20 protein-coding genes are annotated in these 25,038 nt (G+C 71.2%); 11 read left to right on the top strand and 9 right to left on the bottom strand.

Annotated elements, in window-relative coordinates; all coding sequences use genetic code 11:
* Positions 1-129: 129 nt before the first annotated feature.
* From AQJ84_RS38200 to AQJ84_RS38190, 3 genes are all read right to left on the bottom strand, one after another.
* Entirely contained in the window at positions 130-840 is a 711-nt protein-coding gene (locus AQJ84_RS38200) for a hypothetical protein (protein WP_051870225.1), read from the bottom strand.
* Positions 841-891: 51 nt separating this feature from the next.
* The gene (locus tag AQJ84_RS44550; RefSeq protein ID WP_225889252.1) at positions 892-3,315 is read right to left on the bottom strand and encodes a hypothetical protein; all 2,424 of its coding nucleotides are present in this window, start codon (positions 3,313-3,315) and stop codon (positions 892-894) included.
* A gap of 222 nt (positions 3,316-3,537) precedes the next feature.
* The gene (locus AQJ84_RS38190) at positions 3,538-4,725 is read right to left on the bottom strand and encodes a PP2C family protein-serine/threonine phosphatase (protein WP_053190425.1); all 1,188 of its coding nucleotides are present in this window, start codon (positions 4,723-4,725) and stop codon (positions 3,538-3,540) included.
* 162 nt (positions 4,726-4,887) lie between these two features.
* On the opposite strand from AQJ84_RS38190, the gene AQJ84_RS38185 reads away from it, so the two are divergent.
* A complete protein-coding gene (locus AQJ84_RS38185; RefSeq protein WP_030044397.1) occupies positions 4,888-6,117 on the top strand; it encodes a GNAT family N-acetyltransferase in 1,230 nt (409 codons plus the stop codon).
* Between the two features lie 34 nt (positions 6,118-6,151).
* On the opposite strand, the gene AQJ84_RS38180 is transcribed toward AQJ84_RS38185, so the two are convergent.
* Together AQJ84_RS38180 and AQJ84_RS38175 are read right to left on the bottom strand one after the other, a co-directional pair.
* Entirely contained in the window at positions 6,152-6,958 is an 807-nt protein-coding gene (locus AQJ84_RS38180; RefSeq protein ID WP_053190426.1) for an Fpg/Nei family DNA glycosylase, read from the bottom strand.
* Between the two features lie 50 nt (positions 6,959-7,008).
* Positions 7,009-7,494 carry a ribose-5-phosphate isomerase gene (locus AQJ84_RS38175; protein ID WP_030044395.1) on the bottom strand — a complete coding sequence of 162 codons (486 nt, stop codon included), beginning with the start codon at positions 7,492-7,494 and terminating at the stop codon, positions 7,009-7,011.
* 228 nt (positions 7,495-7,722) lie between these two features.
* Between AQJ84_RS38175 and AQJ84_RS38170 the strand changes: the two genes are divergently transcribed.
* On the top strand, positions 7,723-9,168 hold the full coding sequence (locus AQJ84_RS38170; protein ID WP_037804387.1) for an amino acid permease: 1,446 nt from the start codon (positions 7,723-7,725) through the stop codon (positions 9,166-9,168).
* A gap of 77 nt (positions 9,169-9,245) precedes the next feature.
* Here the strand turns inward: AQJ84_RS38170 and AQJ84_RS45280 are convergent, their stop codons facing one another.
* Complete coding sequence (locus tag AQJ84_RS45280) at positions 9,246-12,017, bottom strand: protein kinase domain-containing protein (protein WP_450370807.1); 2,772 nt, start codon at positions 12,015-12,017, stop codon at positions 9,246-9,248.
* A gap of 230 nt (positions 12,018-12,247) precedes the next feature.
* Here AQJ84_RS45280 and AQJ84_RS38160 point away from each other — a divergent pair, with 230 nt between their 5' ends.
* The gene (locus tag AQJ84_RS38160; RefSeq protein WP_037804385.1) at positions 12,248-12,970 is read left to right on the top strand and encodes an LPXTG cell wall anchor domain-containing protein; all 723 of its coding nucleotides are present in this window, start codon (positions 12,248-12,250) and stop codon (positions 12,968-12,970) included.
* 154 nt (positions 12,971-13,124) lie between these two features.
* Positions 13,125-13,220, top strand: coding sequence for a BBE domain-containing protein (locus AQJ84_RS42735; protein ID WP_374935424.1), 96 nt, complete (start codon positions 13,125-13,127; stop codon positions 13,218-13,220).
* On the opposite strand, the gene AQJ84_RS38155 is transcribed toward AQJ84_RS42735, so the two are convergent.
* On the bottom strand, positions 13,210-13,788 hold the full coding sequence (locus tag AQJ84_RS38155; RefSeq protein WP_053192326.1) for a biotin transporter BioY: 579 nt from the start codon (positions 13,786-13,788) through the stop codon (positions 13,210-13,212). The genes AQJ84_RS42735 and AQJ84_RS38155 overlap by 11 nt on opposite strands.
* A 469-nt stretch (positions 13,789-14,257) precedes the next feature.
* Here AQJ84_RS38155 and AQJ84_RS38150 point away from each other — a divergent pair, with 469 nt between their 5' ends.
* The 7 genes from AQJ84_RS38150 (at position 14,258) to AQJ84_RS38120 (ending at position 22,335) form a co-directional block, all read left to right on the top strand.
* Positions 14,258-15,463, top strand: a complete 1,206-nt coding sequence (locus AQJ84_RS38150) for an ROK family transcriptional regulator (protein WP_053192328.1) — start codon at positions 14,258-14,260, stop codon at positions 15,461-15,463.
* A gap of 264 nt (positions 15,464-15,727) precedes the next feature.
* Positions 15,728-16,792, top strand: a complete 1,065-nt coding sequence (locus AQJ84_RS38145; protein WP_030044386.1) for an ABC transporter substrate-binding protein — start codon at positions 15,728-15,730, stop codon at positions 16,790-16,792.
* Positions 16,793-16,938: 146 nt separating this feature from the next.
* Positions 16,939-17,844: an ABC transporter permease gene (locus AQJ84_RS38140; protein ID WP_053192351.1), complete on the top strand. Its 906-nt coding sequence runs from the start codon at positions 16,939-16,941 to the stop codon at positions 17,842-17,844.
* Positions 17,820-18,554, top strand: a complete 735-nt coding sequence (locus AQJ84_RS38135; RefSeq protein WP_030044385.1) for an ABC transporter ATP-binding protein — start codon at positions 17,820-17,822, stop codon at positions 18,552-18,554. Before AQJ84_RS38140 ends, AQJ84_RS38135 begins: the two co-directional genes overlap by 25 nt.
* On the top strand, positions 18,551-19,891 hold the full coding sequence (locus AQJ84_RS38130) for an LLM class flavin-dependent oxidoreductase (RefSeq protein ID WP_107082782.1): 1,341 nt from the start codon (positions 18,551-18,553) through the stop codon (positions 19,889-19,891). Before AQJ84_RS38135 ends, AQJ84_RS38130 begins: the two co-directional genes overlap by 4 nt.
* Before the next feature lie 12 nt (positions 19,892-19,903).
* The gene (locus AQJ84_RS38125; protein ID WP_053192330.1) at positions 19,904-20,827 is read left to right on the top strand and encodes a TauD/TfdA dioxygenase family protein; all 924 of its coding nucleotides are present in this window, start codon (positions 19,904-19,906) and stop codon (positions 20,825-20,827) included.
* Between the two features lie 113 nt (positions 20,828-20,940).
* Entirely contained in the window at positions 20,941-22,335 is a 1,395-nt protein-coding gene (locus AQJ84_RS38120) for an amino acid permease (protein ID WP_053192331.1), read from the top strand.
* Here the strand turns inward: AQJ84_RS38120 and AQJ84_RS38115 are convergent, their stop codons facing one another.
* Positions 22,336-24,519: a tetratricopeptide repeat protein gene (locus AQJ84_RS38115; protein WP_037804383.1), complete on the bottom strand. Its 2,184-nt coding sequence runs from the start codon at positions 24,517-24,519 to the stop codon at positions 22,336-22,338. It abuts the gene before it with no gap.
* Complete coding sequence (locus tag AQJ84_RS44545; protein ID WP_030044378.1) at positions 24,516-24,935, bottom strand: hypothetical protein; 420 nt, start codon at positions 24,933-24,935, stop codon at positions 24,516-24,518. Before AQJ84_RS44545 ends, AQJ84_RS38115 begins: the two co-directional genes overlap by 4 nt.
* Positions 24,936-25,038: the final 103 nt, after the last annotated feature.

The following is a 25,038-nucleotide window of genomic DNA, read 5'->3' as shown; positions in this document are numbered from 1 at the left end:
GTCGGGCTGCTACGGCGGACCCTGTCCGATCCACCTCAAACTCTCGTCCATCTCTATCAACTCGACAGTTACCTGTGCAATCGGGGGTCGAGGCACGCACACAAGCACCACAACTCGGACCGGAGGCGGTCATCTCTCCCGGGTCTCCGGGATCGCATCGTGCAGCTCTGCCAGGGCGCGCGCACCCGGCCGGGTGGCGATGAGGCGGCGGGCGGCGTCCAGGGCCCATGTCGCGTCGGCACGATGGGCCGCTGCGATCATCAGCGCCAGTTGCAGACCGAGGTCGTACGTGGGTTGCTCGTCGGCCGGCCTTGCGATGCCGCGCTCCACCGCCGCTCTCACGGCGGGCAGGAGGGCGACGACAAGTTCCTGACGCAGCAGGGAGCTGACGTGCCGGTCGAACTGCACGCGGTCCGCGACGCTCAGCAGTGCCTCCGCCGCCCGCAGCCGCTCGGCCGCCGTGCCGCGCTCCTCGACCATGTCGACACTGTCCCCGACCGCGTCGGCGAGCACGCCGAAGGTGTCGTCCTGGCCGTGCAGCCGGTCGTACGACGCTCCACGCCATGCGGTGGATTCCGGCGAGCGGGCAGACCGGAGCACCGCCTCGTACCCGGCGGCGTCCGCCCAGCGGGTGAGCGCGACACAGGCCAGGAAGCGCCCTGCCGGATCCTCGTCCGGATCGCGCAGAACCTCCCGCAGCGCCTCGGAACGTTCCTGGTAGCCGCCGTCGAGCCCCTCGCTGATGACGTCGTCGGGGTCGGCGGCCGCGCCGTCGAAGTCCTGGTAGAGCAGTTCGGCGACTCTGGCGCTCGGCTCCCAGGGACTCTGGCTGTCGGACAACTCGGTACTCCTGTGCTCAGGTCGACTCGCTGGATCACGTTATCCGGCTCGTCACGGCGTCTTGGTCGTCGGATAGGGCCCGGTCACGTAGTCCTTCGGGACCACCCCGCTGATCAGCCATTCACCGTCGCGTCGGGTGTTGAGCAGGGCCATGACCCGTCGGTGCACCTTGCTGGTCTTGCCCTTGCTCAGACCGAGGTCGTTGACGAACCTGGTCACCGCGTCGGTGTCCGTCGGCTTGAGCGTCGTCGGCACCTCGACTTCCTTGCCCGCCGTCTTGGTGATGTCGTCGCTGATGCTCTGCTGGATCTGCTCAGGGCGCAGGATCTCCACGTTGGAGACCTTGCCCGCGTCGATGTCCGCCTGCAGCCGCCGGTAGTCGATGCTGACCTCCTGGGCGCCGTAGACCTTTCCGGTGCCGTCCTTCGGAGCGAAGGACGTGAACTGGCTCGACTCCTTGGCCTTGGGGTTCGCGCCGCCGAGCACGTGCTCCAGCGGGGTGATGTTGCCGTCCGGATTGGCCGGGACGATGCCGGTGTCCGGGTCGAAGCGCGACTTGCGCAAGCCGTACGGATTGTGGGTGGCGCTGAAGTCGTCGTCCTGCCGGATGATGGGGGGTTCGTCCTCCCCCGGGGTCTTGGGCGGTGTCCCGTCCGTGGCTGATGCCGCCCCGTCGCCCCCGGAGCCCCCTGTCGCGTCGTCGCCGTGATCCGCGGCGGAAGAGCCGTCGCCGTCGGCGTGCTGCTCGGCGGGGTTGCCCGCGCCGTCGCTGTGCGGGGGTGCGTCATCGCCACGCGGGGGTACGTCGTCGCCGCCACGCGAGGGCACGTCGTTGCCGTGTCCGTGTTCGTGTCCGTGTTCGTGTCCGGGGGCGGGTTCGCTGGAGTGCGCGCCACCGGGCAGGCCGTCGGCCTGCTGGGCGGGTACGCCTTCGGTGCCGGAGGAGCGGCCCACACCGCTCGCCGTGTTGTCGCCGGCGCCGACGAGGGCCGGTTCCCTGGGCGCGGCATCGACCTGAGACACCCCGGCAGCACCTGCCGTCGGCGTGCTGTCGGCCGTGTGGACGGCTGTCTCCGCGGGCGCCTGGCCGGCCTGCTGGACGACACCACCCTGGCTGTCCAGGAGGTTGCCGTCACCGTCCAGGTACCGGGCGGGAGCGCCTTCGGGTGCCCCCAGGTCGACGGTGCCCTCCGGCAACGCCACCGTCTGCTCGGGCAGCCGCACGCTCCCGTCGGGGAGTCTGGTGGCGCCCTCGGGGACGGCCGCGCCCTCCGGAAGCCGCACCGTGCCGTCCGGGAGGGTGACCGAGCCCTCCGGCAGGGTGACAGCGTTGTCCGGGAGGGTGGGGATGTCGACGTCACCAACGCCCCTGAGGCCCCTGATGATGTCGCCGATCTTCGACAGGCCCGCGCCCGCGCCCTTGGCGATGTAGGTCATCGGGTCGATGACCTTGCCCGCCTTCCCCGCCACCGACAACACCTTGGCCACCGCACCGGCCCTGCTCACTCCCGCCGCGGCGGCACCCGCACCGCCGGTGAACACGGTGGTGAGGATGTTGAAGGTGACCGCACCGGCCGCACGGGCGGGGTTCTCGCCCCACTGGTCCCACGCCACCAGCGCCTTGCCGGTCTCCTTCATCGCCGTACGCGAATCACGCAGCCACGACGGCATCTCGTCGTCCGGCAGCGTCCAGAACAGCGCGTTCGCACCGGGAACGACGGAGATGACCAAGCCCGTGACCAACTGGGCGAGGCCCTTCCACGCCTGGCCCATCGCCTCCAGACCATTGAACCCGAGCAGTGTGCCCAGGCCCTTGATGGTGCCCCAGATACCGTCCACGATCAGGCCGTCCCAGAAGAACGACTTCAGCCAGTGGCCCATCTCCCACCAGTGGTGCTTCTCCTCCACCGCGTCGCCCCAGGGAAGCTTCGCGTCCTTCATGTCCTCGGCGTCGAACCCGTACTGGTCCTTACGCTCCGAACCGTCCCCCGCCACCATCTGCGTCCCGCCCCACAGGGCGGTTATCTTGTTGTGGCAGGTGCGTTCCGCCGCCCAGAACGCCGCCACCGTCGTGGTGATGTCGTCCCGGATCTGGTTGTGCTCGTCGACCTTGTCGCCGTCGTACTCCCACTCGTCGTCGTCCTTCACGGACGCGAGGAACGTCGTGGCGTCCGCCTTCAACTGCCTGAGCCTGTCGGCAAGAGGACGAATCTCCGTCGCGTACGACGACAGAGCGCCGGACACCGTCTCCAGACCGTCCGCGAACGTGTCGGCGCGCTCCTTGACCGGCTTCGTCGTCGCGAACAGCTGCTCGGCCTCAGGTGCGGTGTAGTACGCCGACAGCCCCTGGAACTGCGAGTGCACGCCCCCGCCGGTCTCACGGACGCTGCCCGCGTCCTTCCTCAGGTCCGCGTAGTCCGTCTCCAACTGGGCCAGGTCACCGGTGAACTGGGGAATCTGATCGGGCTTGATCACGCCTCGCACTTCCCCGGCGTGTCCAGCCTCGTTGTCGCGTGCTGCTCTATGTCTAACTTCACTCTGAACTCGCCTTGCCCGTCAGGCCGCTGGGGCGGACCGGTCCGATCACCTCGGAACTCTCGGGCATCTCTATCAACCCGATAGTTGCCTGTGCAATCTGTTGCCCGACGCGTGATCGTCCGAAGCGACGGCATGGTCCAGCCGTCCTGGCTGGTTCTGTCAGGCGGCGGACGGTCCGGACGTCGCCGTCGGTCCCTCTCGGCAGATCAGGAGCAGGGCCCGGTCGTCGTTGACGTCCTTCGCCACCGCTTCGATCAGGTGCCAGGCCGCGCCGTGGAAACCGCCGGCGACATATCGGTCGGCCTCACCGGTGAGGCGGTCGATGCCCTCGACGATGTCGCGGTCGGACGTCTCCACCAAGCCGTCCGTGAACAGCATCAACACGTCACCCGGGCGCAGCGCCCCCTTCACGGGGTCGAACTGCGCGCCGTCGTACACACCCAGCAGCGGGCCTTCGGCCGCCTTCTCCTCCCAGCGGCCGCTGCCGGCGCTGAGTTGCAGGCCCGGCGGGTGGCCCGCGGAGTACAGCTCGTAGTCCCCCGAGTCGAGGTCCAGGACCAGGTGGATCGAGGTCGCGAAGCCCTCGTCCCAGTCCTGGCGCAGGAGATAGCCGTTCGCCGCCGGGAGGAAGGCGTGCGGAGGCAGGGAGCCGAGCAGGCCGCCGAAGGCGCCCGAGAGGAGCAGGGCGCGCGAGCCCGCGTCCATGCCCTTGCCGGACACGTCCGTCAGGACGACCTCCAGGGTGCGGCCACCGTTCGTGCGGGCCGCGACGACGAAGTCACCGGAGAACGACTGGCCGCCCGCCGGCCGCAGCGCCATCTCGCGGTGCCAGCCCTGCGGCAGTTGCGGCAGCTTGCTCTGGACGCGGATGCGTTCGCGCAGGTCGAAGAGCATGGTGCCGCCGCGCCGCCAGGGCACGCCGACCCGGCTGCGGAACTGGGCGATCAGCAGGCCGAAGAAGCCGCAGGCGGCGACCACCAGCACGATGCCCGGGGTGACCCGGGAGGGACCCTCGGTGTACGGCCCGAGCTGCACCGACTCCACGATCAGCGCCGTCGCGGCCGCCGCGTACAGGCCGAGCAGGCTCGCCGGACGCAGCAGCAGGCCGCCCGCGACGATCGGCAGGACCAGCGCGGCCGGTGAGCACCACACCGAGTTCATGAGCGTGACGGCCGCGATCACGGGCACGGTGATGAGCAGGCCCGCCAGCGCGACCCAGTCCGAGCCGTCGCCGCGGAAGTAGTCGACGGCGCTTCGGCGCATGCCGACGCGGACCCGGTGCCACTGCATCTTCAACCGGGCCGTGAACGTGTCGGCCTCCGCGCGCCGCTCTCGTCCTGCTGCCATTAGTTCGGGACCCTATCCATCGGACCAGCTGCTTGGCACGGGAGGTCCCACTTGTCCCCCGTCCGAGGTTCAACTTCACAGTGAACTTCACAGAAAGCCGCCGCGCCGCCACCAAGTCGAAATTGGCTGGCCCGTCCCGCAATGCCCTGGTAGGCATGGTTCATGGGGACAGACGTACGAGTACTGCGGCAGGACGACTGGGACGAGTGGTACGACAACCTGATCCGCGCCTTCGGCGGGGTTCCGGAGTCGTCCGAGGAGCGGGAGCTGTGGCGCGAGCTCACCGAGGTGGGCCGTTCCATCGGGGTATGGGACGGGGACGCGTGTGTGGGCTCGGCGGGGGCGTTCAGCTTCCGGCTGACCGTGCCGGGTGGCGCCGCGGTGCCGGCGGCCGGCGTGACCATGGTCAGCGTGGCCGCCACGCATCGCCGGCGCGGGGTACTGCGCTCCATGATGCGGCGGCAGCTGGACGACGTACGGGAGTGGGGTGAGCCGCTCGCGGTGCTGACGGCGTCCGAGCCCGTGATCTACGGGCGGTTCGGGTACGGCGCCGCCACCCACCACCTCAACGCCGTGGTCGACACCAGTCGCGTACGGCTGTCCGTGCCGCCCGGCACCGATGACGTACGGCTGCGGTACGCGGCGCCCTCCGACGTACTCGACGCGTGCGAGGCGGTGTACGCGCGGCTGGTGTCCCGGCGGCCGGGGATGGTCGCGCGGCTTCCCGGCTGGGAGCGGCTGGGGGTGCTCGACCCGGAGGGCGGCAGGGACGGCGCGTCGCCGCTGCAGTGCGTGGTCGCTGAGCGGGACGGGGAGGTCGTCGGGTACGCGCGCTTCCGGATCAAGGCGGACTGGGAGGCGGCGGGGCCGAAGGGCACGGTGGTGGCGCAGGACGTGGACGCGCTGGACCCGGCGGCACACGCGGCGCTGTGGCGGTTCCTGTTCGAGATCGACCTGACGTCGACGCTGAGCGTGCGCGGGCGGCCGATGGACGAGGCGTGGCTGAACATGGCGTCCGACATCCGGCGGTGCGAACTGCTGGTGCGGGATTCGCTCTTCGTCCGGCTGGTGGACGTCGGCGCGGCCCTGGAGGCGCGGACGTATCAGGCGCCGGTGGACGTGGTGTTGGAGGTCGAGGACGACTTCTGCGGCTGGAACGCGGGCCGTTGGCGGCTCAGCGGGGACGCGAAGGGCGCGTCGTGCGCTCGTACGACGGATGCCGCCGATCTGGCCCTGTCCGTAAGGGAGTTGGGGGCGGCGTATCTCGGCGGCGTGTCCTTGGCGGCTCTGGGCGCGGCCGGGCGGGTACGCGAGCTGCGGCAGGGGGCGCTGGCGGAGGCGGCGGTCGGGTTCGGGTCGGCGGTCGCGCCCTGGCTGCCGCACGGGTTCTAGGGGGTGTGAGACAGACCCCGGGGCCCGGCCGGCGTCAGGGTTTCTGGCAGGACGGGCACCAGAAGAGGTTGCGGGCGGCGAGATCGGCGGTGCGGATCTCGCCGCCACAGATGTGGCAGGGCAGGTTCGCCCGGCGGTAGACGTAGACCTCGCCGCCGTGGTCGTCGACGCGTGGCGGGCGGGCCATCGCCTCCGGGGTGTGTTCCGGGCGGACGGTGTCGATGCGGTTGTTGCGCACGCCCTCGCGCATCAGCTCGACCAGGTCGTGCCAGATCAGGTCCCACTCGGTGGGCGTGAGGTCCCGGCCGGCTCGGTACGGGTCGACGCGGTGGCGGAAGAGGACCTCGGCGCGGTAGACGTTGCCGACGCCGGCGACGACCTTCTGGTCCATCAGCAGGGCGGCGATCGTCGTACGGCTGCGGGAGATCCGTCGGTAGGCGGTGTCCGGGTCGGCGTCCTCGCGGAGCGGGTCGGGTCCGAGACGGTCGTGTATCGCGCGCTTCTCGGCGTCCGTGATCAGGGCGCAGGTCGTCGGACCGCGGAGATCGACGTACGACGTGCTGTTCGCGAGGCGGAGCCGGACGGTGTCCGTGGGCGGGGGCGCGGGGGCGGGGCCGAAGGCGACCTTGCCGAAGAGGCCGAGGTGGATGTGGACCCAGGACTCGGTGAAGCCGAGGAAGAGGTGCTTGCCGTGGGCCTCGGTGTGGGTGAGTTCCGTACCGGTGAGGAGGCCGGCGGAGTCGGTGAACTTGCCCTGGGGGCTGGTCACCCGTGGCGCGGTGCCGGTGAAGGCGGCCGCGTAGTCCTGCGCCAGCCGGTGGATCGTGTGCCCCTCCGGCACGGTGCTCCCTTCGGTCTGTCTCCGGGGCGCCTCCGCCCCGGATCCGACTCCTACTGCTGCGGGTGGTGCGCCGGGATCGGGGGCAGGTCGCCCGTCGTCTCGTAGCCGGCCAGCATGTCGATGCGACGGATGTGGCGTTCGTCACCCGAGAACGGGGTGTTGAGGAAGGTCTCGACGAACTTGGTCGCCTCTTCCCGGGTGTGCATGCGGGCGCCTACCGCGACGACGTTGGCGTTGTTGTGCTGCCGGCCCAGGGACGCGGTCTCCTCGCTCCAGGCGAGCGCCGAGCGCACGCCCTTGACCTTGTTGGCGGCGATCTGCTCGCCGTTGCCGGAGCCGCCGATCACGACGCCGAGGGCGTCGGGGTCCGCGGCCGTCCGCTCGGCGGCACGCAGGCAGAACGGCGGGTAGTCGTCCTGGGCGTCGTAGATGTGGGGACCACAGTCGACCGGTTCGTGGCCCGCTTCCCGGAGCCACTCGACGAGGTGGTTCTTGAGTTCGAAGCCGGCATGGTCGGAGCCGAGATACACGCGCATGGGATGAGTGTGACACGCGGGTTTCGGGGCAGCAGCTCCGGGGGCCAAGCCCGAAAAACAGGGGTAACACCACCGAACCTCAGGAAAAGCTCAAGTAACGATCCGGAATCAAAGGTTCTCCAATTCCTTTGCCTCCGATTCACTGGACCGACCCGTACGCCGCTCGTACGGGACCCCATACCGCCCCCGTATGGGAAACAGCTCACCCGGCGCAAAGGAATCCGTCCTATGACCTCGCAGCCGACTCTCCCCAAGGCCGGTCATGACCCTGGGACCCCCGGCGAACCCGGCAACGGCCTCCAGGCCGGACTCAAGAACCGTCATCTGTCGATGATCGCCATCGGTGGCGTCATCGGGGCCGGCCTGTTCGTGGGCTCCAGCTCCGGCATCGCCACCGCCGGTCCCGGCATCCTCCTGTCGTACGCGCTCGTCGGCACGCTCGTGGTGCTGGTGATGCGGATGCTCGGCGAGATGTCGGCCGCCAACCCGACCTCGGGTTCGTTCTCGGCGCACGCCGACCGGGCGCTCGGGCCGTGGGCCGGGTTCTCCATCGGCTGGCTGTACTGGTTCTTCTGGGTCGTGGTGCTGGCGGTGGAGGCGACCGCGGGAGCGAAGATCCTCGAAGGGTGGATACCGGCCGTGCCCCAGTGGGGCTGGGCCCTGATCGTGATGGTGGTGCTCACCGCCACCAACCTGGTCTCCGTCGGCTCCTACGGCGAGTTCGAGTTCTGGTTCGCCGGGATCAAGGTCGTGGCGATCGGTGCCTTCATCGTCGTCGGCGGGCTCGCCGTCTTCGGCGTGCTGCCGGGCGTGGACAGCGACAAGGCCGGGCTGGGCAACCTCACCGAACACGGCGGCTTCCTGCCCAACGGGCCCGGCGCGATCCTCACGGGCGTCCTGCTCGTCGTCTTCTCCTTCATGGGCAGCGAGATCGCGACCCTCGCGGCCGGCGAGTCCGAGGACCCGCAGCGGGCCGTGACGAAGTCGACCAACAGCATCATCTGGCGTATCGGCGTCTTCTACCTCGGCTCGATCTTCGTCGTCGTCACGCTGCTGCCGTGGGACGACAAGTCCATCGCCGACAAGGGCTCCTACGTCGCCGCGCTCGACTCCCTCGGTATCGCGCACGCCGGCCAGATCATGAACTTCATCGTGCTGACCTCGGTGCTGTCCTGTCTCAACTCCGGGCTCTACACGGCCTCCCGCATGGCCTTCTCACTCGGTGAGCGGGGGGACGCCCCGAAGGCGTTCGCGCGGGTCAACAGCCGGGGCGTGCCGATGGCGGCGATCCTCGCGTCGGTCGTCTTCGGCTTCGTCGCGGTGTTCTTCAACTACCTGTCCCCGGACAAGATCTTCCTCTTCCTCGTCAACTCCAGTGGTGCGGTCGCGCTGTTCGTGTGGCTGGTGATCTGCTTCTCGCAGCTGCGGATGCGGAAGATCATCCAGGCCGAGGCGCCGGAGAAGCTGGTCGTGCGGATGTGGCTGTACCCGTACCTGACCTGGGCGACGGCCGCGCTGATCGTGTTCGTGCTCGGCTACATGCTGACCGACACCGAGCACGACGGCCGCGACACCGTGCTGCTGTCGCTGCTGGTCGCGGCGGCCGTGCTCGTCATCGCCGTCGTGAAGGAGAAGGTCAAGGGCGACCGCGGGCGGGCGGTCACGAAGGTCTGACACCCGCGGCACGTCGACAGTGGGCCCGAGGGGCCGTACGGCACGAGGACACGTGCCCGTACGGCTCCTCCGGCGTCTCACAGCACCGTGAAGCTGTCCCTGACCTCGCCGTAGGTCTTGAGGGCCTGCGTCTCCACGTCCGGCTGGTACCAGGTGTTGATCTGGTACGACTTGCCGTTCTCGTTGAAGCCGAGGAGCCGGGCGTGCCAGGGGACGCCTTCCAGGGTGAAGGTGTACTCCCACACGACCGCGGGGTTGCCACGGAACGTCGACTCCTCCAGGCGGATCTTGCGATAGTCCTTGCCCTGGTGGGCGTTCTGTTCCGAGGTGCGCCAGGTCTCCATCAGATCGCCGCGGGCGAGGGACGACTTGGCGGCGAGCTCCTGTTTGCCGTCCGGGGACGTGTAGTGCACCTCGGCGCCCGTCTTGATGTCCCGCCGCCAGCCTGTGGGCGTCGCCCACGCGAACCCGCCCGCCTCCCGGTGTGCGCCCGGCGGCAGGCTCTGCGGCCTCGACGTGCCCTCGACGGTGGGCGACGGGCCGTCGCTCGGCGTCGCGGGCTGCGACCGCGCCGACGAGGGTGACGGCGACCCTCCGGCCCGGTTGTCGTCCGGCGGCCCGCCGGCGGCCGCGAGCACGATCGCGACGACGGCCCCCGCGGTGACCACACCCACGGAGGCGATCAGAGCCGCCCGACGCCCTGGACGGGGATCCGCCGGGATCGCGGGGCCGGGCAGCTCACCCGGCGGCATCACGAGGGGGGTGGGCGTCGGGGCGGGACGATGCTCGGTCACCGCTTGGGCGCGGGCGAGCGAGACGCCCGTGGTGGAGGGCGTGGAGGAACGGGTGGAGGAGGAGGTGGCGGAGGTGGAGGTGGCGGCGCTGTGGGGAGCGGCGCCGGCGGAGTTGCCGGACGGGGTTTCGGAACGAACCTCCGAACGCAGCTCGGACGCGGCCTCGCTGGAGGCTCTGGGGGGTTGCGGGGCAGGGGCGGGACCAAACAGGGGTGCGGGTGCCGACGGGGGCGGGGACGCGGGGGCGTGGTCAGGTCCGGGGGCGGGAGCGTGGTGAGGTCCGGGCACGGGCGCGGGAGCGTGGCCAGGCCCGAGCGCGGGCGCGGGCGCGAGGTCGGGGTCAGGTCCGGGCGCGGGGGTGTGCTCGGGCGAGGGCGCTGCTTCCGGATCCGGCCGGGGCCTGTGTCCGGGCTCGGGCGGTGGCGCGGTCGTCCGGGGGTCGCGCACGGTGCGCAGGTAGCGCGTCCTGCCGTAGGGGCGCGTGGGCTGGTCGTGTTGTGGAGACGGGTGGGACGGGGACGCGTCCTGGACGTCCGCCGGGTCGGGATCGGGTGCGGCCGTCGGGCCGGGGCCCGCAAGGCGTTCGCGGTCAGTCGTCGGTTCGCGGCCCGTGCCGGGCTCGCGGTCCGTCACGGCCTCACGGTCGGCCACCCGCCCGCCGCCCACGCCCGGTCCGGGGGCTGGCGGCGCCACGCGGTCCGTACCCGGCTCGTGGTCCAGCCCGCGTCCGCCGTCTGCGCGCGGCCCGTCGGCGGGCACCGCGTCGCGGCGTACGTCTGGCGCTCTGCCCGTCGGCACCTCGCCGTCGGACGCCCGCTCTCCCTCCACGCCGAGCTCGGGGGGCGCCACCGCCTCGCCGTCAGCAACCCGCTCGTCGGCGGACGTCGTCTCGCGGCCCGTTCCCGCCTCGTCGGCAGAGACGCCGGCGGGCGCCACCCGTCCGCTGTCGACGCCCGGCCCGGGTGCGGCGAACGCCGCCCGGTCAGGCAACCGTTCGGGGCCCGTGAACGGCGCTCCGGCCACCGTCGGGTCGGGCTGCCCCCGCTCCCCCGTCGGTTCGCCCGGCTCACGTTCCGGTACGGGGTCGCGCCGCGTCGGCGATCGGCGGTGCGCGAACGGTTCGTGCTCCGCCGGTGGGGACGTCACCGGGGTCTCAGGACCCGCCGACGCGTCCGACTCCACCGGCAGCCGCGGAGTGAGTTCCCGCGGTGCGCCCTGCTGACGTCCCCCGGTCGGCTCATCCCTGCCCCAGGGTGGAACACCGCCCGTGTCCCCGCCGAGTACCCGGACCGTCGGTGTCGGTGGCGGGTGGGCGAGGAGGCGCAGGGATGCCTCGAGTTCCTCCAGGTTCGGCCGTACCGTCGGGTCCTTCTCCAGGAGGGCGGCCAGGATGTCCCTCAGGGGGCCTTGCAGCGCGGGAAGTTCGGGCTCCTCGTACAGGACCGCGTGCAGGGTCGCCAGCGTGGTGTCGCGGGAGAACGGGGAGCGGCCGCCCATCGCGGCGCACAGCGTCGCGCCGAGGGACCACACGTCGGACGGCGGGCCCTGGGGGCGGCCGGAGACGCGTTCGGGGGCCATGTAGTCGGGTGAGCCGACCAGCATGCCGACCATGGTGAGCGCCTTGGCGTCCTGGATCGCGGCGATGCCGAAGTCCGTGAGCACGATGCGCCCCGCACGGGCCTCCACCAGGACGTTGCCGGGTTTGATGTCCCGGTGCAGGACACCCCGTTCGTGCACCTGGCGCAGCGCCTCCACCAGGCCGAGTCCCAGCAGTGCCGTCTCGCGCGGGCCGAGCGGGCCGTCCTCCGCCATGATCCGTTCCAGGGAGCGGCCGGTGACCAACTCCATGACGATCCACAGGCGTTCGCCCTCGTCCACCACGTCGTACACGCGCACCACGTTGGGGTGGTCGATCCGAGCCGTGGCCCTGGCCTCGCGCAGGGTGCGTTCACGACGGGTGCGGGCGTCCTCGGCGTCGAGGCCGTCTATGCGCATCTCCTTGACGGCGACCTGCCGGTCGAGTATCTCGTCGGCGGCCCGCCACACCCGCCCCATTCCCCCCTGGCCGATACTTTCGACCAATCGGTAGCGCCCCGCCACCAGCACCCCTGGAACTCCACCACTTCTCGCATTCCCCGGCAATCCGCTGCACCCCCTCAATGCCTTCCGAGCGTTCCCGACGGGAACACAATGGTCACACTTCGAGCCGTACCAGCATAGTGCGGAGAAATCTTGTGGTACCTCTTCAAGTACTGCGAATTCAGGCGCAGCCAAGGGGGACGAACATGAGTTCTCGTCGTGCGACGACCATCACGGGATCGCTGGTCGCGGCATCTTTTTCGGCCGTGCTGATCCTTTCCACCACCGCCGGCGCGGAGGACCAGGGGCCCGGAAGCAGCAAGGGGGGAAAGGCCGTTGACGAGGCACCGGCGGGCGTGAAGCTGACGACGCTGCTGCCCGAGAAGATCTCGGTCGACAACAGTTCGAAAGAAACCGATCTCACCGCCACGGTGAAGAACGAGGGGACCAAGGAAAGCGGCAAGATCAGGCTTTTGGTCGTCGGTTTCGACGGCCTCACGGTCAAAAACGTCCAAGGCTGTTCTCCGATTGCGGAAGGTGATCTGCCGGAGGGTTCGAACAGCGGTTTCGCCTGCGCCATCGACAATCTCGCGGCCGGCGCGTCGAAGTCGTACGCCGTGGCCGCGACATTCGATCTCGGCAAGACCGGGAAGATCTGTCTGCCGGTGCAGACCGGCGACGGGAAGAAGACGTTCTGGCAGCAGGGCCCGGTTCCGTTCGGTACGACGAACCCGTCACCGAACGCCCCGGCCACCCCGCTGCTGCTGGGAACCGACAACAAGCCGGTCGGACCGGGCGGCGACGAACTGCCCAAGACCGGCCCGGAAAGCGCCGCCCTGCCGCTGGGGGCGGCCGGAGCGGCGCTGATGGCCGCCGGTGTGGCGGGGCTGTGGTGGTCGCAGCGACGGCCGAGCCCGCGGGAGAGCTGAGACCGGAGCGGGACCACAAAGGGACATGACGAGGCATAACCTGACGGAACCTGTCAGGTTATGCCTCCACCATCAACCCGTATGAACCTCGCAGACCCGCACGTCCTCCGCCCCGGGCAACTTCGCGTTCGGGGCGGGCGACCGGGCCGAGCGGCTGCACGACGCCGGGACGCGGAAGAGGCTCGCCGGACTGAAGTCGCAGTACGACCCGGCGAACCTCTTCCGCGACCGCTACGGGGTCAGCGCTTGAGCAGCTTCCAGGCGGTGGGCAGCACGCCCATCGCCAGGGCCGCCTTCAGGGCGTCGCCGATCAGGAACGGGGTGAGGCCGGCCGCGACGGCGGCGGAGGCGGAGAGGCCGGCGGCGTAGGCGAGGTACGGGACGCCGACGGCGTAGATGATCGCCTCGCCCACCAGCATCGTGCCGGCCATGCGGAGCATCGAGCGGTCGGCGCCGCGGCGGGCCAGGGCGCCGACGGCGGCGGACGCGAGCAGCATGCCGAGGATGTAACCGAAGGAGACGGAGAAGCCCGAGGTGCCGCTCGCGAACCACGGCATGCCGGCGACGCCCGCCAGCGCGTACAGGGCGAGTGCGGCGAAACCACGGCGGGCGCCCAGGGCCGTGCCGACCAGCAGGGCGGCGAAGGTCTGACCGGTCACCGGCACCGGCGAGCCCGGCACCGGCACCGCGATCTGGGCGGCGAGGCCGGTGAGCGCGGCGCCGCCGACCACGAGGGCCACGTCCCGGACACGGGAGGCGGGCAGCAGGTCGGCGAGGACCTGCCCGGAGCGGGCGGGAAGGGCGGCAGCGGTGCTCATGGGGACTCCGCGGAGTATGGGCAGGCAGGGACAACGGTGACGCTATCCCAGCGCCCACGGGCCGATCACCGTCAGCGCTCGACAAAGCGGGGAACGCGAGCTTGGTGGGCTCCGGACAAAGGGTGGCGGTTACACCGGGTACGGGGTGATGCCGGTCACTGAGGTGAAGTGGTCTGCGCTACGCGAGGGGCGTGTGCGGGATCTGTAGGGTCCGGCCAACCGGGTCGCGGGGGTGGACACCCGCCGTCTCGCCCGTCGGTCGCCGTCTGGGCAGCGCGGGACCGTTTTGCTAGCTTCGGGCGCATGGTTGCCCAGGCCCTGAACTTCTCGTCGCGTCGCCACGTCGATCTGCGACGCGTGGGCACGGCCGTCTGTCGCCTCCGGTAGGCGGGGCGGGCGGAGCGGATCCGGTGCGCCTCGACTTCCGAGACGGCGCACTGTCGGACCCCGTTCCCGAGGATGATTCCCCATGCCCCGTACCGTGGCGGCTCCCCCTTCTGTCTCGTCGATTCCGCGCGCCGCCGACCCGGACCGGCGCCGGACCAGTGCCAGCGTCGTGCTGCGCTCCGTGCTGGAGCACGGGCCGGTCGCGCGCAGCACCATCGCCCGGCTGACCGGGCTGTCCCCCGCGTCCGTGACCGACTACTGCGCCCGGTTCGCGCGTGCCGGTCTCATCCGTGAGGCCACCGCGCCCCGCCGCTCCAAGGGTGTGGGACGCCCCCATGTGCCCGTCGACCTGGACGACTCGCGGTTCGTCGTGGGCGGCGTCCATGTGGCCGTCCCCTACACCACGGTCGCCCTGCTGGATCTGCGCGGCCGGGTGGTGGCCGAGCGACGACTGAAGCACGCCGGAGCCGTCGAGCCCGGGCAGGTGCTGGCGCGGGCCGCCGACGGGCTGGCGGCGCTGCTGGCCGGGGCGCCGGAATGCCGGGCCCTGGGCGTCGGGGTGGCGGTCGGCGGCTGGGTGGACCGGGACTCCGGGACGGTGGTGGCGCATCCGCTGCTGGGCTGGCGGGACGTGCCGGTGCGGGAGGTGGTCGGCGCGCGTACCGGGCTGCCGGTCCATGTGGACGGGCACGCGCGGGCGTTGGTCAACGCGGAGCGGCTGTTCGGGCGGGTGCGGGGCAGCGGCAGCGTCCTGCACCTGTTCGTCGGCAACGTGGTCGACGCGGCGTTCGCCACCCACGACGAGGTCCACCACGGGCCGCGCTCCCAGGCGGGCGCGATCGCCCATCTGCCGGTGCCGGGCGGCACGGAGTCCTGCGAGTGCGGGCGCACGGGCTGCCTCCAGGCGGAGTTGAGCGAGCGCACGCTGTGCCGGCGGGCGCGGGAGGCGGGGGTCACCGACGGCGTGAACCCGATGCACGTGGTCGCCGCGGCCGCCGACGGCGACCGGGCCGCCGTGGCGCTGCTGGTGGACCGTGCGCGGCGGGTCGGGCGGACGGTCGGGCTGCTGCTCGACGTGCTCAACCCGGAGACCGTCGTCGTCACCGAGATCGGCGTCCTGCACCGGGAGGACTGTCTTTCCGCGCTGCGGGAAACGGTCGGCGAGCAGCGGGCGGCGGCCGTGCTGCCGTCCAGTTTCCCCGATTCCGTACTCGCCGTGGCCGGCGGATCGGTGGCTCTGGACATGCTGTACCGGGATCCGCTGGGCGCCTCACCTGAGGCGAATTAATTCAGAATCGCGGAATGTTGACAGGCCCGGTCCGAGGGAAGGAACATCCTGGTCATGAGCTGTCGCACCCTCTGTTGCTGACGCGTCGCCGCGCTTGAGGCGCGTGCCCTTCTCCACTCGCGTGACTTCCCTTGGCGGGCCTTCGCAGGGCCTTCGCAGGGCCTTCGCAGGGCTTTTCAACGGCTTCTGCACAGCTTTTGCCGAGCCTTCTCCTGCCCGGAATTTCGCGCGCTTTCCTTTCACTTCGGCTCACGGAGTCCTCCCATGCCTTCTCCACTCGTACCCGGAATCGACCGACGGCTCTTTCTCACCTCCGTGCTCGGCGTCTCGGCGGCCGCCGCCGGGCTGAGCGGCTGCGCGGGCAGCAGCGCCGCGGCCTCGAAGACGTCCGTCTCCGAGCCGCTGGCGACGAAGGTGCCCGCCGGCACCAGCCTGAAGATCGCCTCCTACCAGAACACCCAGGAACTCCAGTTCAGGCTCGCCAAGTTCGGCAGGCTGCCGTTCAAGGTCAGCAGCTGGGCGAACATCGGCGCCGGCCCGGACGTCATCAACGCCTTCCGCGCCGGATCCCTGGACGTCGCCAACAACGCGGGCATCCCGCCGATCCAGGCGCACTACCAGGGTTACGACGCGAAGATCGTCGCCATCAACATCACCCGCAAGCCGAACTACCTCTTCGCCACCAAGCCGGGCAGCGACATCACCTCGGTCGAGGGGTTCAGGGGGAGGAAGCTGGCCTTCTCGCAGGGCCAGGCCCAGGGCGTGGTCCTGCTGCGGGCGTTGAAGAAGGCGGGGCTGGCCTACGACGAGGTCGAGCTCGTCCCGCTGACCAGCAACCAGTTCCTCACGGCCCTGCAGTCGGGCCAGGTGGACGTCGCGCCGCTCGGCAACACCCAGGCGCCCGCCTATCTGTCGCAGTACGAGTCCAAGGGCGCCCGCACCATCACCACGGACGTGGTCGACCTGCTCAACCTGCTGTGGGCACCGACCTCCGTGCTGTCCGACTCCGCGAAGGCCGCCGCGGTCGCCGCGTACATCCCGTACTGGGCCAAGGGCCAGGTCTGGGCGTACGAGCACCCCGACGTCTGGAACAAGGAGTTCTACGTCAAGACGCAGAACCTGACCCTGCCGCAGGCCCAGTCGATCACGGCACTCGCCAACAAGCCGCTTTTCCCGCCGAGTTGGGACGAGGCCGTCAAGTGGGAGCAGGAGACCGCCGATCTGCTGGCGGAGGGCGGTTTCGTGAAGGAGTTCGAGGTCGGCTCGCTCTTCGACCGGCGTTTCGAGGACATCGCGGCGAAGGCCGTGCCGGCGGAGTACCGGAGGTGAGCGCCGTGACCACGAACGCAGCCACGACGAACGCTGTCGTGTCGACCGCGGACACGACGAACCCTGCCGTGTCGACCGCGGACACGACGAACGCGGACACGACGGACGCGGACACGACGGACGCGGACACGACGGACGCGGACACCGTGACCGCGGACCCCGCGGCCGCGCCCGTCACCGACACGGGCACCGCCGCCACCGCCGCCACCGCAGTCACTGCGGTCACCGCGGTCACCGCCCCCGTCGGCGCCGGGGAGGAGCTCCAGGTCCGCAGGCGCCGCCGGCTCTCCCCCGGCAGGCGGCTGCCCGCCACCCGTCTCGCCGGCCCCGCCCTGCTGCTCGTCCTGTGGGCCGCGGCCTCCGCCGCCGGGCAGCTCGACCCGGCCGCGATCCCGGCGCCCTGGACGGTCCTGGAGACCGGCGTCCACCTGTGGACCGACGGGACGCTGCCCAAGGACATCCTGACCTCGCTCCAGCGAGCCGCCTCCGGCTTCGCGATCGGTCTGACCGCGGGCGTCGCCCTGGCGCTCGCCTCCGGGCTCAGCCGGACCGGTGAGGCGCTGATCGACGGGTCGGTGCAGCTCAACCGGGCGATTCCGACCCTCGGTCTGATCCCGCTGTTCATCCTCTGGCTGGGCATCGGCGAGACCTTCAAGATCGCGATCATCGCGATCGTCGTCTACATCCCGATCTACCTGAACACGCATGCCGCGCTGTCCGGCATCGACAGCCGCTTCGTCGAACTCGCCGAGGTGCAGGGCCTGTCGAGGTACGCCTTCATCCGGCGGATCGTCATCCCCGGCGCCCTGCCCGGCTTCTTCGTCGGGCTGCGGCTCGGGGTGACCGGTTCCTGGCTGGGCCTGGTCGTGCTGGAGCAGATCAACGCCACCAGCGGACTCGGCTACATGATGTTCCAGGCCCAGAACTACGGCCAGACGGACGTCATCCTCGTCGGCCTGGTCGTCTACGGCATCTTCGGCCTGATCTCCGACAGCGCGGTCCGTCTCATCGAACGGAGGGTGCTGTCATGGCGACGCACACTGAGCAGCTGACCCGACCGGCCGTCCGGCTCAGGGGCCTGACCAGGTCGTTCGACGGGCGTACGGTTCTCGACTCCCTCGACCTCGACCTGCCCGCCGGCCAGTTCACCGCCCTGCTCGGGCACAGTGGCTCCGGCAAGAGCACGCTGCTGCGGGCGGTCGCCGGTCTCGACCACGAGGTCACCGGAAGCGGCCGGCTGACCGCGCCGGAGAGGGTGTCGGTCGTCTTCCAGGACTCCCGGCTGCTGCCCTGGCAGCGCGTCCTCGACAACGTCCTTCTCGGCCTCGACGGCAAGGAGGCCGACCGCAAGGGCCGCGAGGCCCTCGCCGAAGTGGGCCTGAAGGGCCGCGAGGGCGCCTGGCCGAGCGAGCTGTCCGGCGGCGAGGCCCAGCGCGCCGCCCTGGCCCGCTCCCTCGTCCGCGAGCCGGAACTGCTGCTGGCGGACGAGCCGTTCGGCGCCCTGGACGCGCTCACCCGGATCCGGATGCACGTCCTGCTGCGGGAGCTGTGGGAGCGCCACCGGCCCTCCGTGCTGCTCGTCACCCACGACGTGGACGAGGCGATCGTGCTCGCCGACCGGGTCCTCGTCCTCGACCACGGCCGGATCGGCCTCGACCTGACCATCGACCGCCCGCACCCGCGCTCGTACCGGGATCCGCTGCTGGGCGAGTACCGGGAGCGGCTGCTGGCCGCGCTCGGCGTGACGGAGGACCACCAGTGACCACCAGACAGCTGCACCTGAACGCGTTCCTGATGAGCACCGGGCACCACGAGGCGTCCTGGCGGCTGCCGGAGAGCGACCCGTACGCGCACGTGGACCTCGCCCACTACGTCCACCTGGCCCGGATCGCCGAACGCGGCACCTTCGACTCACTGTTCCTCGCCGACGGTCCACAGCTGTGGAACAACCTCGCCCAGCGGCCCGCCGGCGCCCTGGAACCGCTCACCCTGCTGACCGCGCTGGCGACGGCCACCGAGCACATCGGCCTCATCGCCACGGCCTCCACCTCCTACAACTCCCCCTACAACCTGGCCCGCAAGTTCGCCTCGCTGGACATCGTCAGCGGGGGCCGGGCGGGCTGGAACATCGTCACCACGGCCGGCGCCGAAGCCGCCCGCAACTTCGGTCTCGCCGCCGAGCCCGCGCACGCCGAGCGGTACGCCCGCGCCGCCGAGTTCCTCGACGTGGCCCAGAAGCTGTGGGACAGCTGGGAGGACGACGCGGTCGTCGCCGACAAGGCGGCCGGCGTGTGGGGCGACGACACGAAGATCCACCCGCCCCGGCACGAGGGGCGGTACTTCAGCGTCGCGGGCGCCCTCAACGTGCCGCGTACCCCGCAGGGTTACCCGCTGCTGGTGCAGGCGGGGTCGAGCGAGGACGGGAAGCGCTTCGCGGCGCGGTACGCGGAGGCCGTGTTCACCGCCCAGCAGACCATCGAGGACGCGCGGGCCTTCTACGCCGACCTCAAGTCCCGTACGGCAGAAGCCGGTCGCGACCCCGGCCACATCAAGGTGCTGCCGGGCATCGTCCCGGTGATCGGGTCGACGGAGGCCGAGGCGCTGGCCGCCGAACGGGTCCTGGAGGACCACATCGTGTACACGCATGGTGTGAACCGGCTGGAGAACCTGCTGCAACTGGAGCCGGGCACCCTCGAACTGGACGGCCGACTGCCCGACCTCCCCCCGGAGAGCGCCATCGAGGGCGCCAAGAGCCGCTACACGCTCGTCGTGGACCTGGCCCGCCGCGAACGGCTCACCGTGCGGCAGCTGGTCGGGCGCCTCGGCGGCGGCCGCGGGCACCTCACCTTCGCCGGCACACCGGAGCAGGTGGCCGACGCGATCGAGACCTGGTTCACCCAGGGGGCCGCCGACGGCTTCAACATCATGCCCGCCGTCCTGCCCTCCGGCCTCGACGCCTTCGTCGACCACGTGGTCCCGATCCTCCGCGCCCGTGGCCTGCTCCGCCGGGAGTACGGCCCGCGCCGGACCCTGCGGGAGCGCTACGGCCTCCCCCGCCCCGCCAACCAGTACGTCACCCCCGCACTCGCCCGAGCCTGAAAGGACCCCCACATGTCCGGCATCCAGCTCCGCAAGGTCACCGCGAACATCGGCGCCCACGTCGGCGGCGTCGACCTCGCCCAGCCCCTGGACGAGGCCACGGTCACCGCCCTCCGGGACGCCCTCAACGCCCACAAGGCCCTGGTCTTCGACGACGTGAACCTCGACGACGAGGGCCAGCAGGCCTTCGTCCGGCACTTCGGGGACGTCACCACCGCCCACCCGACCGTGCCGTCCGTCGACGGCGTACCGAACGTCCTGCCCGTCGACAGCGAGCGGGGCCGCGCCGCCAACAACTGGCACACGGACGTCACCTTCGTCCTCAACCCGCCGCAGGCCAGCACCCTGCGCAGCATCACGATCCCGCCGTACGGGGGCGAGACCCTGATCGCCAGCTCGGCGGCCGCCTACCGCGACCTGCCGCAGCCGCTGCGGCTGCTGGCCGACTCCCTGTGGGCCGAGCACACCAACGACTACGACTACGCGGTGCCGGAGGAGGCGGTCGACGAGGCGCAGGCCGCCGCGCGCGCCCAGTTCACCTCGATCAAGTACCGCACGGTCCACCCGGTCGTCCGCGTGCACCCGCTGACCGGCGAACGCGGCCTGTTCATCGGCGGGTTCGCGCAGCGGATCGTGGGCCTGTCGGCCGGCGAGTCCCGCAAGCTGCTCGACCTGCTCCAGTCCTACGTCACCCGACCGGAGAACGTCCTGCGCCACCGCTGGTCGGAGAACCAGCTCGTCCTCTTCGACAACCGCATCACGCAGCACTACGCGGTCGACAACTACGACGGCCTGCCGCGCCGCCTGCACCGGGTGACCATCGCGGGTGACGTGCCGGTGGGCATCGAGGGCAAGGAGAGCTACTCGGTCGAGGGGGACGCGTCCCACTACACGTCGGTGGCGACGCGGACCCCCTCCGTCTCCGTGGCGGCGTAACCACGCTGCGTACGGCGGGTGTCCGCATACTGGGCGGTCTTCCCTTCCGGTCGGGGAGGCCGCCCAGACTGTGGGCGTTTTTGCCCATCTCACGCATTGGACGAACCGCGCCCATGCCCCGCACCACCACCGAGACGTCCCCGCCAAAACAGCGGGACGGCGTCGCCCTCTCGCACGGACTCAAGCAGCGCCATCTGTCGATGATCGCCCTCGGGGGTGTCATCGGCGCCGGCCTGTTCGTCGGCTCCGGCGCGGGGATCGCCGCCGCCGGCCCCTCCATCGTCGTCGCCTACGCCCTCTCCGGCCTCCTCGTGATGCTGGTGATGCGGATGCTGGGCGAGATGTCGGCGGCCCACCCGTCGTCCGGCTCCTTCTCCGCACACGCCGAACGCGCGATCGGCCCGTGGGCCGGCTTCACCGCCGGCTGGTCGTTCTGGGTCCTGCTCTGCACGGCCGTGGGCCTGGAGGGCATCGGGGCCGCGAAGATCGTGACGGGCTGGCTACCGGGCACACCGGAGTGGGCCTGGGTGGCGCTGTTCATGCTGGTCTTCTGCGGCGCGAACCTGGCCGCGGTGAAGAACTTCGGCGAGTTCGAGTTCTGGTTCGCGGCGCTGAAGGTCGGCGCGATCACCCTGTTCCTGGTGCTGGGTGTCCTGGCCATCGCGGGCGTGCTCCCCGGCACGGACGCGCCGGGCACCGCGAACCTCACCGGCGAGGGCGGCTTCCTCCCGAACGGCAGCGAGGGCCTGGTCGTCGGCCTGCTCGCCTCCGTCTTCGCCTACGGCGGCCTGGAGACCGTCACGATCGCGGCCGCCGAGTCCGAGGACCCGGTGCGCGGGGTGGCGAGCGCGGTCCGTACGGCGATGTGGCGCATCGCGCTCTTCTACATCGGCTCGATGGCGGTCATCGTCACGCTGGTCCCGTGGGACTCGGCGGCGGTCGTGGAGAAGGGCCCGTACGTCGCCGCCCTGGACGAGCTCGGCATCCCGGGCGCCGGCCAGCTGATGAACGTGGTCGTCCTGGTGGCCCTGCTCTCCGCCATGAACGCGAACATCTACGGCTCCTCGCGCATCGCCTACTCCCTCGTCGAGCGCGGCCAGGGCCCCCGGGCGCTGGGCCGGGTCTCGGGCGGCGTCCCCCGTGTGGCCGTTCTCGCCTCCTGCGTCTTCGGCTTCGCCTGCGTGGTCCTGAGCTACTGGCGCCCGGACGACGTCTTCCCCTGGCTGCTCAACATGATCGGCGCGGTCATCCTCGTCGTCTGGATCTTCATCGCCGTCTCCCAGCTGCGCCTGCGCGGCCGCCTGGAACGCGAGACCCCGGAGAAGCTGACGGTACGGATGTGGGCGTTCCCGGCCCTGACGTGGGTGGCCCTGGCCGGGATGGCGGCGATCCTCGTACTGATGGCCCGCGAGCCCGACACCCGGGTGCAGCTGTACGCGACGGGCGGGATGACGGTGGTCCTGGCGGTCGCGGGGTACGCGTGGCAGCGGGCCAGGGCCAAGAGCTGATCAGAGCTGGACTTCGGCTTGCCAGGCGGCGAGGCGTTCGCGGTCCGGCGTGACGAACGGGTGCTCGCGCCCCAGCACCCGTTCACGGCGCTCCAGGACTTCCTTGAGCGTTTCGACGGCCTCGCCGGTCCTGCCGAGGTCCCGGGCGATCAGGACCGTCAGGTACATCACCGACAGGGCCAAGGGGTGGTCCCGCCCTTGCAGTCTGATCCTGTCGGCCAACACTTCACGGGCGAGGGGCTCTGCCTCTTGGAACCGCCCCAACATCCACAGGCCGCAGGCAATGCTGTGCCGCGCGCCCACCGCCGTGAAGTGGTCCGGCGACAGGCTGCGCTCGCACGCCGCTGTGAGCGCACGCACCTCGGCATCGAACTCCCCCTCCTTGCCGAGCTGGGCCAGCACCTCGGGCAGAAGCGCCCAGGTGAGGAGGGTCTCCGGGGAGTCCGCTCCCAGAATTCGCCGCTGCCCCTCGAGAGCCCGGCGGAGCAGGCCCTCCGCCTCCTCGTCCTTGTCCAGGAGATCGAGCGGCTGGTGCAGTCCGAAGCAACTGCGCAGCGTGTCCGGGTGGTCAGGACCCAGCACGAGCTCGCGACGTCCGAGAACCCGGCGGTGCAGCGCCTCGGACTCCGGGTAACGCCCCATCCTGAACAGAGCCCTGGCCTCGACGTCCCGAGCCTCCAGGGCCACGGGGTGCTGTACCCCAAGAAGGGACTCGATCCGGTCGGCGATGCCCGGAGCGAGGCCGAGGGCACCCGCGTAGTCCCCGGAGTCGAACACCTGCCGGACGACACGCACAGCAAGCGTGCCGGTGCGCTCCCCGGGAGCCGCGGCAAGGAGCGCCGAGGCATGCGGCGTCAGCAAGGTGAGCCGCCCCCGCGCGTCGGGCGAGTCAACGCCCGGTTCGGGCAGCGCGCCCTCCAGGAGGGCGGCCGCCCCTTCAGCGAAAGTCGACCGCTGTCCTGCCGAGACCCCTGTTCTCACGCTGTCCAGCAGCACCCCGTGCGCCTGGACGCACCGCTCCCCCTCCGACGCGACCAGCGCGGCAAGCGAATGGTCCAGGAGCCCCCGCAGTGCGGGCTCCAACTGTCCTGCGCTCAGAGCGGGTTCGAGCCCGTCGAGCACCAACTCTCCCCGGGCCACCGGCGCCAGCATGCTCAACGGCACTGGATCCGCCGCCAGGAACGACAACAGCCGCAACAACGTCGTGGCCTCCGGCAACCCCTGCCCGGCCAGCGCGTCCAGCGACAACTGCCAGGTGCGGCCCACCAGATGACGCGCCTGACTGCCTCCGTACCCCGAGGCACCCCGGTCCACGATCGCCGTCGACTCCTCGTCGAGCTTGCGGTCGTACTCGTCCATGGACCACGACTCCAGGAGTTGGTGGGCGAGATGGGACCCGGCGAGGGTGAGCGCCAGCGGGAGCCGGCCCAACCGCTCGGCCACCTTCCGCGCCGCCTCCAGATCACCCGCGTCCGGCGCCAGGTCGCACAGGATCTGCGCCGCGTCGTCCAGGGGAAGGACCCCCAGGGCGTGCCGACGCACACCCGGCACGTTCCACAGCGCGGACGTCGCGTGCCGTGTCGTGACCAGCACCGTCCCGCGCCCGCCGGCCCGCAGCCACGCCCCGTCCTCCAGGACCGTCGGGTCGTCGGCGTTGTCGAGGACGAGCAGCCAGGGCTCGGGGGACTGGTCGAGGTAGTGCCAGACCAGGTCGGACGCCGCTCGCTGTCCGGCAGCCGCGGCCGCCAGTTCGCCCGCCGCCGCGCCCCGGTCGCCCGCGACCGCCAGCATGCCGGCGCGGAGGGACATCCGTTCGGACGCGTTGACCCAGAAGCCGACGCGGCCGTGTTCGCGTACCGCCTCGGTGAACAGCCAGTGCGCCAGCGCGGTCTTGCCGCAGCCGCCCATGCCGTGCACGACGTGGACCTCGCCGCCGGGCCCGGCGACCGCGGCGCCGAGCACCCGGCGCAGTTCCTCGCGGTCGCGCAGGACGCCTGGCGTACGGCCGACCAGTGGCATCCGGACGGAGTCCGGGGCGGCCGGCGCCGGGGGGACGACCTGACGGCCGAAGAGCGGGCCGCCCGTCCCGGCGTCGTAGTGATGGTGGTGTTCCTCGATGTACTGGTCGCCGGAGGTCTGGAAGATCCGGCCCTGGCCCGAGGCGCGGGCGCCGAGTTCGCTCATCGTTCGGTGATGTGCTGGTCGCGTCCGGCCTGGTAGACCCGGCCGCTGCCGGAGACCTCGGCGCGTAGGCGGACGTCCACCGAGGGCTGCCGCTCCGGGAGTTCGGGGCTCAACTCCGCGAGGATGCGCCGCAGTTCGTCGGCGACCTCCGGCTGGGCGAGCAGCAGTCGGCGTACGCGTGCCTGCCATTCGTCGGTCAGTTCGGCCTCGGTGCCGGTGTCGCCGGACTCGCGGGCGAGGAGCAGGTCCTCGCGTGTCGCCTCGAGTTCGCTGCCGACGACCTCGGCCCGGCCGGGCTGGAAGCGTTGCCAGAGGGAGACCAGTCCGTCGCGGGCGGACTCCCATGCCTGGCCGGCCATCAGCGTCACCATCGTGGTCCCCGCGGTTCTGGCGAGCTCGGCGATCTCGGGCCCCATGGCCGCCCCCTTTCTACGAGGTCCGATCGTAGGTCGCCCGTGGCGGAGCGCGCAGGCCCTGTCGGCATGCCGGACACCCGCTTCCCGCTTGCTGCTGCTAGCC

The sequence above is a fragment of the Streptomyces resistomycificus genome (assembly GCF_001514265.1).
GTDB classification, from domain to species: domain Bacteria; phylum Actinomycetota; class Actinomycetes; order Streptomycetales; family Streptomycetaceae; genus Streptomyces; species Streptomyces resistomycificus.
The sequence above is the reverse complement of the archived record's forward strand: the minus strand, read 5'-3'. Positions and strand labels throughout refer to the sequence as shown.